9 protein-coding genes are annotated in these 13,690 nt (G+C 59.0%); all 9 read right to left on the reverse strand.

What is annotated here, in order from left to right; translation table 11 throughout:
- Positions 1-349: 349 nt before the first annotated feature.
- The 9 genes from BV106_RS33700 to rfbF all read right to left on the reverse strand — a co-directional run bounded on the left by BV106_RS33700 (position 350) and on the right by rfbF (position 13,244).
- Positions 350-1,987, reverse strand: a complete 1,638-nt coding sequence (locus BV106_RS33700) for a glycosyltransferase (protein WP_038172409.1) — start codon at positions 1,985-1,987, stop codon at positions 350-352.
- Positions 1,981-4,128, reverse strand: coding sequence for a hypothetical protein (locus tag BV106_RS36695; RefSeq protein ID WP_051946892.1), 2,148 nt, complete (start codon positions 4,126-4,128; stop codon positions 1,981-1,983). Before BV106_RS36695 ends, BV106_RS33700 begins: the two co-directional genes overlap by 7 nt.
- A 559-nt stretch (positions 4,129-4,687) precedes the next feature.
- Positions 4,688-6,163: a glycosyltransferase family A protein gene (locus BV106_RS36700; RefSeq protein ID WP_051946895.1), complete on the reverse strand. Its 1,476-nt coding sequence runs from the start codon at positions 6,161-6,163 to the stop codon at positions 4,688-4,690.
- A gap of 19 nt (positions 6,164-6,182) precedes the next feature.
- Positions 6,183-7,619, reverse strand: a complete 1,437-nt coding sequence (locus BV106_RS33720) for a glycosyltransferase (protein ID WP_265596354.1) — start codon at positions 7,617-7,619, stop codon at positions 6,183-6,185.
- A gap of 23 nt (positions 7,620-7,642) precedes the next feature.
- A complete protein-coding gene (locus BV106_RS33725; protein WP_038172421.1) occupies positions 7,643-9,130 on the reverse strand; it encodes a glycosyltransferase family A protein in 1,488 nt (495 codons plus the stop codon).
- A 64-nt stretch (positions 9,131-9,194) separates the two neighbouring features.
- On the reverse strand, positions 9,195-10,070 hold the full coding sequence (locus BV106_RS33730) for an NAD(P)-dependent oxidoreductase (protein ID WP_038172423.1): 876 nt from the start codon (positions 10,068-10,070) through the stop codon (positions 9,195-9,197).
- A gap of 46 nt (positions 10,071-10,116) precedes the next feature.
- Positions 10,117-11,346, reverse strand: a complete 1,230-nt coding sequence (locus BV106_RS33735) for a class I SAM-dependent methyltransferase (RefSeq protein WP_038172424.1) — start codon at positions 11,344-11,346, stop codon at positions 10,117-10,119.
- Positions 11,347-11,364: 18 nt separating this feature from the next.
- Positions 11,365-12,477 carry a CDP-glucose 4,6-dehydratase gene (gene rfbG, locus BV106_RS33740; RefSeq protein WP_038172427.1) on the reverse strand — a complete coding sequence of 371 codons (1,113 nt, stop codon included), beginning with the start codon at positions 12,475-12,477 and terminating at the stop codon, positions 11,365-11,367.
- Positions 12,471-13,244, reverse strand: a complete 774-nt coding sequence (gene rfbF, locus BV106_RS33745; RefSeq protein ID WP_038172430.1) for a glucose-1-phosphate cytidylyltransferase — start codon at positions 13,242-13,244, stop codon at positions 12,471-12,473. The genes rfbG and rfbF overlap by 7 nt, the downstream gene beginning before the upstream one ends.
- Positions 13,245-13,690 lie beyond the last annotated feature (446 nt).

The raw sequence follows: 13,690 nt of genomic DNA on the forward strand, positions 1-13,690 counted from the left end.
CCATCGGCCGGGTTACCTTTTCCCTGATGGCATTGGGCTAAAGGGGGGTGACTACGGGGGGATTCAGCCACGGGAAGAGGTGTATCCAGTTGGAAGCAGAAGGCCTCAACGTGGCAGTCCCCGGTAACACGCATCTCAAGTGCCAGGGGCAGCCTCTTGTCCTGGAATTCAAGTTTCCCCTATTGCAAGGCTCGATCGCACATGCCCCTCCTCCGGCCATTGCTTGCACCACCGCACCGTAGTTTCAGCTGAATGTAGCTCCTCTGCCTACAAATCTCCAGCACCTCGCAGACAATCGCGACGCCCTGCGCCATGCCGGAAGGTTGCCTGTGGTTGTCTTGAGGGACCATCACTTTCTCGGGGCCATGTTGTCTTTCACAGCTTTAGTACGGGCGTCAATCTTTCCTATCTTCTCCCCAATGGCTTTGACCTTGCTGTTGAGGTTGTGCTGTTTGTCACCCAGCCACCGCATCGTCGCCGCCTGAGCCAGCACGTGCCCGAGCCCCAGCCGTCCCAAGCGAAGATCCTCCCGCAGGGCTTCATTGATCAATCTGCCCTCGTGAAATTTATGGTGCCGCACTTCTGCCACCTGCGAATTGGCCTCGGACGTGTCCGTGTTGGAAGGACGGAAGTGATAGTAGGTGAGCACTTCCGGCAGAACCGATATCTCGAAGTTCTGAACAAAACGCAGATTGAAGTGCCAGTCCTCCAGCACGGGATAATCCTCTGGATAGCCGCCAATCTCCGCGATTACCTCGCGCTCGTAGACAAACGCGTGCGTACAGAAGCAGTTGACCATTGAGAGTTTCGCCAACGTGACGTTGTGGAGGTCGTCATTCAAAGGGCGCTCCCCCAGCTTCCGAAGTCCGTCCTCCACCGAAGTTTCCTCAATGCAGGTGGTTCGACAGACGATCCCTCGAACGGTCGGATGAGGCTTGTCATCTACCAGCCCGGCAACCATCTTTGAAAGGAATTCTGGAGCCCAGGTATCATCATCGTCCAGCAAGGTGATCAACGGATTTGAGCCTGCCCGAATGCCAGTGTTGATGGGAACGCCCCGCATGCGAGGCTGGTTGCTGACAAAAGGAACGTAGGTGACGCGATCACGAAGCTCCCGCTTGTACTTCTCAAGCAACGCCGGCACTTCCGCCGTGTTGCCACCGTCCACGAGCACCCAGGTCCAGTTCTCGTACGTCTGGTCCAAGATGCTCTTCAGGGCGCGTTCCAGAAGGATGGGCCTTTGGAAAGTACGCGTGATGATGTCCACACCGGGCTGTGCCTGAGACCGCCTGGATGCCAGGTCTGCGCGGAGAGTTGCACCGTCCGTCGAGCTCGCTTCTCTCGCTGGAGGACCAAGCCTGGCCACGTCCATGGCCCCAGCCACAAGAAACAGAGGCTCCGCATGCACGGGGAAGGTTCCAGCGCCATCGGCATCCTGAGCAGTTCCCTGCCCGGCATCACTCCAGGTCTCCCACAATCTTGCGAACTCGGGGTGGCTGGTGTCGAACACGGCGGTTCCCGGAAACTTCGCCCCCGGAGCCGCAGCCTCCACCCGGGAGGCCATCTTGTCCCCTCCCACTTCTGGCACCGCGATATGAAAGCCCCCGGCAATACCGGGAACGCCCAGCCGATCCACCTCTCTTACGAGGGTGGAGTAGGCATGTTCATAGGGGTAGACCCCGGGGCGGATCAGCGCTACAAAACGCCCGCTCGCCAAAGAGCTGACATCCGGGCAATCCTGGAGGCCGCCGGACTCGAGCACCTCATGCAAAACCACGCGTGTCTTTCCTCCGGGGAAATGCCTCGCGAAGAGTTCCCGCGCTCGTTCAATCGACTGGCCCTCTACTCCAATCACCACTTCGTCGATGTCATAAAGACTGCCGGACAGGGCGAACAAAGTGCGGTCGAGGAGTTTGAATCCCACCTGGGAATCTGACGCCTGCCAGACGACGATGGAAAGCTTGTGGTTGGAAGTTCTGGCTACCATCGTCTTGCTGCGAAAGTGAAGTGGTTTTTGAAATCGACTCTGGAATGAGGGACGTGTTTCGGCACATCTTCCAGATCTGGGAAGTTCCCGGTGTGCTCGTAGTGCCCGGCCTCGATGAGTTTGCGCTCACACTCCATCCTGAACCGTCTCGACTGCCACTTCGTTGCCAGGATGCGTCCGGACTCGAAGATCCATTTTTGTGACAGGGCATTGGGCTCCCGGCTTTGCACTCGATGCAGAAAGAGCGCCTCGGGATGCACGATGCACCTGTGGCCCATCTCCCACACCCGCCAGGACAGGTCCACGTCTTCACAGTACATAAAGAACCGCTCGTCAAAGCCCCCTGTTGCCTCGTAAAGGGGCTTTGAAATCAAGAGACATGCCGCACTGCACCAGTTGGTATTGTGACTGGCAGCGTCATAGTCCTTCGGATGCTCCGCAGGAAACTGCAAGCCTTCGATCAAAGCCTCACCTTTCAATGTCGCCAGGATCCGATAGAAGCCCGCGAGCGCTTGCGGATGAATGTGCCCGTCAGGATTCAGGCACAAGTAGTGAGTGCCGTGATGCACCTGGAACGCATGCCTCATGAGGAAGTTATGCCCTGCGCCAAATCCGATGTTTGACGAGGTAGGGTGAAAGTGCGCATTCACGCGCGCACGGTCCGCCATCTCCTCCACGTCTGCTGCGTTCCAGCGGTGCGAGTTGTCAGTTAGAACAATGAGCGGAGGCAGATGCCCCTCGGCCTGCGCTTCCTCCACCGCCTTCCGCAGCGTGGTGAACAAATGGACCAGTTCCTCACGGTCTGTATGGAACAAGATCACCCCCACGACAATCTGAGTTGAGCCCAACACCTTGGAACCATTCGACGAGGCTGGCGGCTCGGGCAAAGGGACCGACTGAGGAGGGAGTGGTGGTGCCTCAGACAGGAAGTAATCGCGAAGCCACCGGGCACCGAATTGGGGATGAGCCTCCGGCAGCTTGCCATCATTCAGCATCAGTTCATAGATGCTCCACGGCGGCTCGGACTCCGCGTCCACTTCGGGATTGCTTTTCCGGAAGTGCAGCGGGTCAAAGAGAGGATGAAGGGACCAGCCGTTGTGCCATCCGATTTCACGGTAGTGGCTCACCGCATCACTCGATGAGGAAAACACCCGCCCTGCGGCTTTGGAGTAATGCTTGAGGTCGGGCTTCAGCCGTTGTTTGACGGGGGGCTTTTTGCTTTGCCCCATCGCCTTTCGCACCTTGCCGAGCAGTTGCAGCAGCCCCGGCACAGTCTCTCCCGAGGTCTTCCAGTTCCTGTACCAGCGGGGTGACAGGCGCTGGAGCAGATGCGCCCCTTCTTCAGCCGCATCCAGGTGCAGGGCGTTTGCCTTCTCATGGTTTGCCTCAGCTAGAGCCGTGGCACCTGCTGCCCCGGCACTCTCGATCGCTGCCCGGGAAGGATGCTTGCCCCCCCGGTCCACGGCACCCAGCAACCTCTGCACAAAGGTCTGGATGCCCGCCACCACGAAAGCCAGTGTCTTCTGAGTTTTTTCGAGCTCCTTTCGAGTGGATTGCAACCGGGCCTTGAGCTCCTCCCCCTGTCTCCTTGCCAGGTCGGCGGCAGGTGATTCCCACGGACGAGCATCGGCATGAGGGTCACACCCCATCGCTGTCAGGTCCGCGGTGGTCAGGCACTCCCGGGCTACGGTATCGAAGAGGGACTTCGTGGCCGGCTTCAACATGGACCGGTGACGATTCCAAAGGTCATTGAGATGGATGCCGTCCTTCTCAGCCAGGTCCCGCATCCGTTTGACCGTGAGCGCAGCTCCAGCTTTTTGGATCTCAGCCTGCTCCCTCGTCACCTGCGTGTCGTGCAGTCTCACATACACTGAAGGATAGGGCAGGAAGACCACCGGCTTTTTCTCCTTGGAAGCAACCAGGCCAAAGAGCGCACGATCAACCAGAAAGTTGGTCTCCTGCCACACCTCCAGGGAGTTCAGGAAACACGAGGTCTTCCCCACGAGGCTGGAAAGATGGTAGGGCGTGTAGATCCAGGACAGCATCAACACTTCCTTCCAGTCCAGTACCACAGGCCTGATGCCGTCACTGCCAGACAGCTCTGTCAGGATTGGGAAATTGAAGTAGAAGGGCGGCGCCACGCTCCTTTCGCCTTCAAGCCAAAGACTCGCAGACGCGACATACGCCGCATCAGGATTCGCTTCAAGAGCACCGAGCGAGCAGGAAAGATGCCCCGGATGCCACCAATCGTCGTCATGGAGAAACGCGAGCAAGGGCGAAGCCACTTGCGATATGGCAAAGTGCGCGTGTTGGCAAAAATCGGTATCCTTGGGAGCCTCAAGATAACGTATCGGCAGACCCGAAAACTCTCTGACCACCTCAGCAGCCAGGCCCTTGGCACCATTGTCAGAGACCAAAACTTCACGCAACCGTCCCGCCAGAGCTTGTCCGCGCACAGATTCCAGTGCCGTACGCAGAAAGTGCGGGCGATCGTGTGCCAAAATCAATACGGTCAGGTCTTCGCAACTTGGCATTGCAGCAGGGATGTAGGTGGGGTGATGGATGTTGGATAGTTCTGTGTTAGGCACTGGGTCTTTGCTCTGGTGGACTCTTCAGGGGGGTGTCATCTTTACTGGCGAGGAGGCGGTGGGGCAAACTCCCCAATCTGGACCTCGCCTTCGGGATGCCCTTCAGCTACCACTAAAAGGTTCCTCCCTCACCGGACAGTTTGTTTTTTCGGAGTCTGCCAAAGAGACGGCTGACCATGCTCTTTGACTTGTCAGGCTGGTTGGCCTTCACCACACGCAACTGGGTCCTCGCTTCCACGAGAAGCGCCTTCGCACGATCTCTCTCAGCGGCACGTCTGTCTGACTCCCGGCACCTCGCGTTGTATTGGGCACGGAGAGTTCGGTTTTCATCCAGAGAACTGAGAAGCCAGCGGAGGAAGTACTCCGCGGGAAGATTCATGGAGGAAAGCCCCTTCCCGCTGCTGCCATCCACCCGCGCTTGGAGCAGGGTATCCGCCAGTTGGGCCGCTTCATGCACGCCCTCCAATTTCATCGCGGAGGTATTCACCTGCACACTGGCCCCGTCAATCGTGTACTCCGGCAGGGCAAAACCCAGAGTCTTCTTCCAGCGGGAGATGTCCCCTGTTTCCAGAGCCCCTTCTATGATCCTCTCACACCCCATGTTCCTGCTGACACTTTGCAACGACTGGAGATTCGACTTCTGATCACTCTCACTCCACTCGCCTCGTTGAAAATCCCGGTAGGCGAGCGCAATGAACTTGGGCCAGGGAATGGCGGGCTCACGCGGAAGCACCCCGGCCTCCTGCGCCATCAGAATCGTTTCCGCCACATGAATGTGTTCCGCACGGGAATCCCCGACCAGCGGATGAAACGCAATGTCCTTCTGTTCAATGTTGCTCTCCTCGAAGAACTCCTTGTCGCGCTCCCTGTCTCCGTGAGCATGCTGGGCACTGTATCCAATGCTCTTTGCGGACACCCCGGGACACGCGAATCCCGGATCCACGTGCACATAGTTGTCTGTGTAAGCCAGGCAGGCCAGCGTGAGGAAGACAGGCGGCGTCCGGCAGGGGATCAAGCGCCCGGTTGCCTCCCGCACCCTATCCAGCAGGCTCGTGTGCATCCACGCACATCCATAGGGATACGGCAGATCTGTTACCCGGCAGTCCGCATTCAGGAGCTTCGACAGCCCAGCCTGTGAGTCCCTGAGCTCCATGCGGCACCCTTGATCAATCAGGTTGAGCTGACCAGCCTCCTTGCCCCCTGCATTGGGGTAGAAGTAGATAAGCCCCGCTGTGCTGGAGAGGACTTTCACCCCGGGATGGTGACCGAGTGCCGTCCTCGCACGCTGCATGCAATGGGGCAACAACGCATCGTCCGCACCCAGCACCATCACAAAGCCGGGCTTGGCATGACTGAGGGCGAACTCCCAGTGCGTGGCCTGCCCCAGCCGACGACTGGGGCGAACGACTCTTAGCCTCGGCTCCGTCTTCTGGAACTCGACAAGCACTTGAGCCGTGTCATCAACACTCAAGTTGTCGCTGACCAGGATTTCAAAGTCGTCGCCTCCTTGAACCGTACAAGATTGCAGGGTGTGGACCAGGGTCTCAGCCCGGTCCAGCGTGGGGATCACAACAGTAAACATGGACATGATGCGAGTCGTAGGATGCCTATTTCATCTTCTCCTTCCGCAAGCGGTCGATCTGCTCACGGTACTCCCTGCTTTTGGCTTTGGCCTTGTCCCTCTCCTGCGCACGTCGCGCCGATTCCGCACGCAATCGCGTGATCAGACTCGCAGACTCCTGCAGCTCTAGTTGCAACTCGACATTTTTCACGACCACAGCACGAAGCAGCAGGTGGGGGTCAGCATCCGCAGCAGGTGCCATCCGCTTCATGCGATGCTCAATCACTCGCGTGATCGCCTTGGCCGGCACAGCATTGTCCGGGCTCGCACATTGGAGAAGGTCTTCTGCCAGCGCCGCCACTTCATCCACCCCTCGAACCTGCAAAGGCCGGGTGTCCAAGACAAGATCGATGGGGTAACGGGGCCAGTCGATCAGCCAGTCAGTGGACGCTTCCCAATCCCTGATGGACCTGAAGCTGCTGGACTGCTGCAACACCTCTTCGCAGCCCATGGTTTGCGCGAGCCTACGGAGAGCCGCTTCGTTTTCGGCCGTTTCTTCCGGAGACCAATCCCAAGTGTGACATTCCACCCAGGCGCGGGCGATGAACTTCTCCCAGGCGATGATCGTGTCCGGTGGGAGCAGGCCTTTCTCCTTTGCCTGGAGCAGCACCTCGCCCACCAGGACGGGAAGGGATCGCGAGTAGTTCACTTTCTCGTGAAGCGTGATCTCATTCTCGGCATAGAACTGGTCTTCCAGCGCACGGTCGCCGCGAGGTTGCGTCGTGGCGCTGCCATTGCTTGAAGCCGAGTATCCACCGAGTCCGAATCCGGGATACACCGAAAGGTAGGACTCGGTCACAGCCGCCACTGCCACTGCGAGAAACAGGTCAGGCATGGGAGAATGGATGAGCCGGCCGGTTTTGGAGATGATCCGCTGAAACACCTCCGTCTTCACCCAGCTCTGCTGATAAGGGAACGGCAGCTGGGTGATTTCAGCCTTCGCCCCCGCTACCTGCCGCAGCCATTGGTGCGATTGTCGCACCTCACTCTCCTGCCGCAAGACCATGAAGAGCTTGCCCGCATTCGGCGACTGCGAATCGTCGTAGTAGTAGGCAGGGCAGGGATAGCTGTGCAGCACCTCGATTTCGGGATGGGCATGGAGTGCCGCACGAGCTCGCTTCATACAGCCTGGCAGCAGGGCATCATCCGAGCCCAGGAGCATGGCGTACTGCCCCTCTGGCTGAGTCGTCAGGCAATACTCCCAGTGGGCCGCGAGCGACATTCTGTGGGGCGGCTGTTGGTAGGTGATGCGGCCATCCTTCTCCGCCAGTTGCTTCACCAGTTCTCGCGTGCCATCGGTGCTGTAGTTGTCACTGACGACGATCCGGAGATGGTCATCGTCCTGTGCCATGCAGGAGCGGATCGTCTGCTCCAGAGTCTGGCAGCGATTGCTCGTGGGGATGATAACGGAGAAGCGGGTCATCTTGGTTTCACCGGGTCGGGTGTTCACATGCCTCCGCGAAACACTCGTTTGATCCAGCCTCCCTTGGGCGGTCGTTGCTGGTCTCCCAGGCTCGCCTTCAGGCCCGACACTTCCTTGCGCAGCGCCTGGACCTGGGACTTCGCCCGATCTCTTTCGGCGGCACGCCGATTGGATTCTGCGGTTCGTTTCCCAAGTTCTTGCTGCAGCCCCAAGACCATCTTTGCCATGGAGGACACACCTTCCAGCACTTCAACCGTAGTGGTATTGTACGCGGGATTCTCGCTGGCCGCAGAAACCATGCGAGGGGCGGTGTGAGGCTGGAGATCTGCTAGAAGCAATCCGGCGATCTGTGACGCACCGAGAACGTCCCGGACCCCCAGCGGGCGGAGGTCGAGCGTCAGCAGGGGTGGCGGGCAGTAGGTGCGAGTCTGTTCAAAGGGAAGGGCCGCCTGCCATTCCGCGAGGTCGGGATGTTCAAGCGCAAGCTTCATGATGTGCTCGCAGCCCAGGTGCTGGGACGCCTTCACCAGATGCGTCACGTTCAACTCCCGATCCGCTGGACTCCAGTCTCCAGAGGCCAGCTCACGGTGCGCATTGGCCACCAGACGATCCCAACTGATGTTCACATCCGACGGCAGAAGACCGTGATCACGCATGGTCAGGAGCGTCTCAGCCACATGCATGTGCTCTGAGCGGGAGCTACCAATGAAAGGATGGAAGGGAACATCCTTGAGCTCGATGCCCGTCTCCTCGAAGTACTGCAGGTCCTTCTGGCGGTCTCCAGAAGGGCTGTGCACACTGACTCCGATGCTGTTAGCCGAGGCCGCGGGGCATCCGAATCCCGGGACAACACAGAGATACGTTTCACAGGAAAGGGCCGCAATGACCGCCAGAAAGACGGGCGGGGTCCGGCACGGGATCATCGAGCCCGTTTTTTCCTCTACCCTGCGCATGATCGCTATGTCCATCCAGGCCATGCCGTACGCGAAGGGAAGATCCAGCACGGACCCCTGGCCTTCAAAAAGCCGCTTCAGCCACTCTTCTGAGATCCTCGTCTCCGTGAGGGGCTGGAGAGAAAGGGTCAGATGCCCGGCATGCGCATTGCCCACCTCCGGATAGGTGTACATGGGAGGATACACTCCGTGAAAGGCCCGAATCTCGGGATGAAGTGCCGTCAGTTCACGCACTCGGGACACACTCTGAGGCAGAAGCGCATCATCGGCTCCGAGGAGTATGAAATAACCGGTCTTCACCTGCCCAAGGGCAAATTCCCAATGCCGGGCCTGCCCCAGGCGGCGGGGTGGCTGCACCATCTCGATCCGCGCATCCTCACGGGCGAAAGCTTCCGCGATGTTCCGGGATCCATCCTCGCTCAGGTTGTCACTGACGATGATTCTAATGTCATCCCCAAGCTGACTGGTGCAGGAGCGCAAGGTGGCCGCAAGCGTATCCGCGCGGTTGAGCACCGGGATGACGATGCTAAATCGAGGCTGGGGGTTGAGCGCGTCCATGGTGCAGGCAGTGCGGTCACACAAAGGCGCTGAAGACGATGACTGTGAAGAGTTCCATACGGATTCAAAGCATTGCGGCCATGCCTGAGAGCCCCTGATGGAGGCTGACTTGCGGCACCCATCCTGAGGCGCGCAACCTGGAGATGTCAGCCACCGTCACGGGAAAGGGGTCCGCAGCAGGCGGATCCACCTCCTTGATGTGGCCGGCTTCAGCCCCGACGATCTCCGCCGCAGCCCTGGCAAAGTCAACGATGCGGATCCCCTGCCCGCTCCCGACGTTGATGGGACCTGTCATGTTTCTTTCCAGGCCCCAGATCAAGGCGGAGGCAACATCGTCCACGTGGATGTAGTCTTTGACACTGAGAGGCGTCCTGAGAACCACATCCTTCCGCTGGGACAGGTGGCGCAGGATGGATGCGGAGAGACGGTCAGGATGCTCCCCCGCGCCATAGACATAAAAGATCCGGTACCAGGACCAGCTGATCTGCCTTGCCGATCCCAGCGCCTTGAGAAGGTCCAAGGTGGCGAGCTTCGCCCGTGAATAAGCCGTCTCCGGACCGAGCGCAGAGGTCTCCTCGTCCAGCCTCTCATTTGACGGAGCATACTCGATACAGGTGCCCGTACCGGCGATATGGGTCACCCCCGCCTCCACCGCGCCCTCGAACAGATTCGCCGACTGCGCAACCAGGAGTTCATTCTCCGGAGAGTTCACAGATCCAGGTTTGACCAGCCAGGCAAGATGAACCAGAGCCTCCGGGGCAAAGTCTGCCACCCTATCCCACGGAACGTGGTCCAAGGATCCCCCCACCAGCTCATAAGCGCCGCCAGGCGGTCGATGAACGTTTCGCGAGAGCCCCAGCACCTGATGCCCACGTTCAGCAGCGATCCTGCAGAAGGCCTGCCCGATGAACCCGGTGGCTCCCGTCACAAAAAGCTTCATGTGGACAGTGTGGTTTGCATCATGTGATCACCCCGGCACCCGTGAGCTAGACCACCTGCAGCCGCGGCAGAGGGATCACGAACTTCCCACCTTGGGATGAGTACTCCGACTGTTGCTTCATCACCTCCTGCGCAAAGTTCCATACCAGGAGGATGGCGTAATCCGGCTTCCGCTGGGCCAGCTCTTCCGCGGGAACAATCTCAATGTGCAGACCTGGGCTGTGGAGGCCGTGCTTGTAGGTGCTGCGGTCAGCCATGAATTTGAGGTCAGCTGCGGGAGATCCCACGTAGTTCAGCAGGGTGCTGCCTTTCGCGGAGGCACCATACGCTGCCACCTCCTTGCCCAGGGAGCGCTGCTCCTTCAGAAAGGCGATCAGGTCCGCCTTCACCTTCGCGGCATGTTCACTGAACCGCTCATAGTAAGAAGGCGAGTTCACCCCCAGCTCCGACTCCCGAGCAGAGAGCTCCCTCACAGAGTCACGCACGTCCTCCACCCCACTACGGGCGGCAAAGATGCGCAGGGAGCCACCATGGATGGGCAGGTGCTCCACGTGATAAATCTCCAGCCCGTGCCGTTGGAACAGCGGCAGCAGCGGGAGAAGGGTGAAATAGAAGACATGCTCGTGATAGATGGTGTCGAACTCGACCTTCTCAATCATCTCCACACCGTAGGGGAACTCCAGCACGATCCTGCCACCCGGCTTCAACAAGGCCGCCAGCCCCCCCACGAAATCGTTGGGCTCCGGAGCATGGGCAAACACATTGTTTCCCAGAATCAAGTCCGCCCCGCCCCTCTCGTCTGCCAGCGCTGAAGCGGAATCTCTACCGAAGAACTCGCCCCGCGTCTCCACGCCATTTTTGCGTGCCACCTGGGCAATATTGGACGCCGGCTCAAATCCCAGGCAGGGGATGCTGGCACCGACAAAGTTCTTGAGCAGGTAGCCATCATTGCTGGCCACTTCCACCACGAAGCTGTCTTTCCCCAGACCGAACTCTTCCACGTACCTGCCGACGGCCTGCCGGGCATGTGCCAGCATCTGGTCTGAGAACGATGAAAAGTACACGTACTCACTAAAAAGCTTCACCGGAGGAATGATGTGGGAAATCTGCATCAACCAGCATTGCTGGCAGACCCAGACATCCAGCGGGAATTTCGGCTCATCCTGGCTCAGGTCCTGGGTTCGGAGAAGGTTGTTTGCCAGTGGCTGCTGGCCGAGGTCGATCACCTCTTTCAGGTCTTCGGAACCGCAGGAGCGGCACTTCAAGGGAGTGGACATGTGTGTGTGAGGGAGGAGTCAGTTGGCCCAGGCAATTTTCTGTGAGGCGGCATCTGCCGCGTACGACGCAATCTGGGACCGGGTGAACGCGATCATCATCTCAGTGGAGGCACCGCCTTCGTGGCGAAGCCGGTACCACTCGGCGGTGTTCTTCACGGTGGTGGCGAAATCCCACACCGGCCTCCAGCCAAGGCGGGAGGTGGCCAGGGAATGGTCGAGGCCCAGCTTGTACGCCTCGGCATAGGCGGGCTGTGCGTCTGTTCTGACGGAGAACTCTGAGGGCCATTCCTGGACCCATTGGTCGACGAGCTCTTTGACGCTTCGCTCGGCTTCAGGGTCGGGTCCGAAATTGAAGCTCAGCAGCTCATCTTTGTTGGGTGCAGCCAACAAACGCTGTCCCAGCGCAAGGTAGCCACTCAGGGATTCCAGCACATGTTGCCAGGGACGAGTGGCATGGGGCCTGCGCAGCACAAGGGCTTCTTTGGAAACGTAGGAACGCACCAGGTCAGGAACGATCCTGTCCTCGGCATAGTCGCCCCCGCCCACGACGTTGCCCGCCCGCCCGGTGGCAAGCGCCCCCAGCTCAGCGTTGTTCTTGAAGAAAGAGGAGTGCCAGGAGCTCACCACGAGTTCCGTGGCTGCTTTGCTCATGGAATAGACGTCACTGCCGCCCAACGGGTCGTTCTCCTTGAACGGGATGCCGCTGTTGTCATTGCGGTAGCACTTGTCACTCGTTACCACGACCACCGCGCATTCAGCTTTGAATTCCCTCACACACTCCAATAGCTGCGCGGTCCCCAGCGCATTGGTGGTAAAGGTATCAAGAGGTTGCTTGTACGACAGCCCTACGATGGGTTGAGCTGCAAGGTGGAAGATGATCTCAGGTCGCGTGCGGGTGATGGCGTCCTTCAGGGAACTGCCATCCCTCACATCCGCCAGAACTGACTCCTGGAACAAATCCTGGGGGAGCAGGGAGTACAGGGCCTGGGGGGAGTCTGGCGGGAGGGAATACCCGCTTACTTTTGCACCCAGCTCATGGAGCCAGAGGGACATCCATGCCCCTTTGAATCCGGTGTGCCCGGTGACAAGAACCCTCTTTCCGTGATAGATGTTGTCGAAGGGGTTCACCATGTCTTCCAGGGTGCCTTGCCACCGTTCCAGAGTTCATTAAGCAGGGCCATCTCCCGGACGTTGTCCATACACTGCCAGAAGCCATCATGTTGATAGGCAGCAAGTTGTCCCGCTTTCGAGAGAGTCTCCAGGGGCGAGCGTTCGAGGATGCAATCATCCCCGCTCAAGAGCTCCCCCACCGCCTTCTTCATCACGAAGAAGCCACCATTGATGTAGGAAGGACTTTCATCCGGCTTCTCCAGGAAGCTCGTGACCATTCCGTTGTCCAGACCGATTTCGCCGAAACGCCCACCAGGACGCACCCCGGTGAGGGTCACCGTAGCCCCCTTGGAGCGGTGAAAGGCGATCACCTCGGCAACGTTCACATCTGAGACGCCATCGCCGTAGGTAAGCAGAAACTCTTCGTCGTCGATGAAGGGTAGCACTCTCTTTAGCCTGCCTCCCGTGAGGGTCTTCTCCCCAGTGTCGATCATCGTCACCTTCCAGTCGTCCTCATCATGGGAGTTGTGCCACTGCACGGGCGAGGCCTGCCCCAGGCCGATCGTCACGTCACTCGTGTTCCAGTGGTAGTTGCGGAAGAAGTCCTTGATCACCTCCCCTTTGTACCCAAGGCAGAGAATGAAATCTTTGTGCCCGTGCGCGGCATAGTGCTTCATGATGTGCCACAAAATGGGCCGGTTGCCGATCGGCACCATGGGTTTGGGGCGGTACTCGGTCTCTTCGCGCAAGCGCGTTCCGAGGCCCCCGCAGAGGATGACAACTTTCATTGTAGAGAGGTAGCAGCGACGATGATTCGATCTGATGATGTGGGCACTGCCGATAAGAAAACTCCCAGCTGAAAGCAATGGCCGCCGCCTAAGGAGTTGCCCTGAAAAAGCCATCAGGCAGCATCCTTTGGAGAAAAACCCTGTTCTGAGAAATGGTCCAGGAACGCTTATGCGCTTTCCGCGTTTGAGCTTTCCCATCGAGGTTCCTTGGGGCACCAAGCTGGGTGGCAGCGCTCTACCTCGCAGGAAACGCTCGTCACCAGCGAGAGCGCCAGAGCGCGAATGCGGAAACCATGTCTGCGATTGACGTCACTGACGGCGTCGAGCACACCACCTGCACCCCAGTCTCAACAAAAGCCAAAAGTGTTGAGCCAAGATTTTTAAGCTCCATGGTGGTGGGGTGTCGAATGCCAATGACTTCATAGACGGTGTCAGCAAAACCAAAA

This window comes from Verrucomicrobium sp. BvORR106 (genome assembly GCF_000739655.1).
Lineage (GTDB): Bacteria > Verrucomicrobiota > Verrucomicrobiia > Verrucomicrobiales > Verrucomicrobiaceae > Verrucomicrobium.

Coding starts and splice junctions, on each gene's coding strand:
- BV106_RS33725 (WP_038172421.1), bottom strand. CDS start 9,130: ATGGACGCGCTCAACCCCCAGCCTCGATTTAGCATCGTCATCCCGGTG.
- BV106_RS33730 (WP_038172423.1), bottom strand. CDS start 10,070: ATGAAGCTTTTTGTGACGGGAGCCACCGGGTTCATCGGGCAGGCCTTC.
- BV106_RS33735 (WP_038172424.1), bottom strand. CDS start 11,346: ATGTCCACTCCCTTGAAGTGCCGCTCCTGCGGTTCCGAAGACCTGAAA.
- rfbG (WP_038172427.1), bottom strand. CDS start 12,477: ATGGTGAACCCCTTCGACAACATCTATCACGGAAAGAGGGTTCTTGTC.
- BV106_RS36700 (WP_051946895.1), bottom strand. CDS start 6,163: ATGTCCATGTTTACTGTTGTGATCCCCACGCTGGACCGGGCTGAGACC.
- rfbF (WP_038172430.1), bottom strand. CDS start 13,244: ATGAAAGTTGTCATCCTCTGCGGGGGCCTCGGAACGCGCTTGCGCGAA.
- BV106_RS33700 (WP_038172409.1), bottom strand. CDS start 1,987: ATGGTAGCCAGAACTTCCAACCACAAGCTTTCCATCGTCGTCTGGCAG.
- BV106_RS33720 (WP_265596354.1), bottom strand. CDS start 7,619: ATGACCCGCTTCTCCGTTATCATCCCCACGAGCAATCGCTGCCAGACT.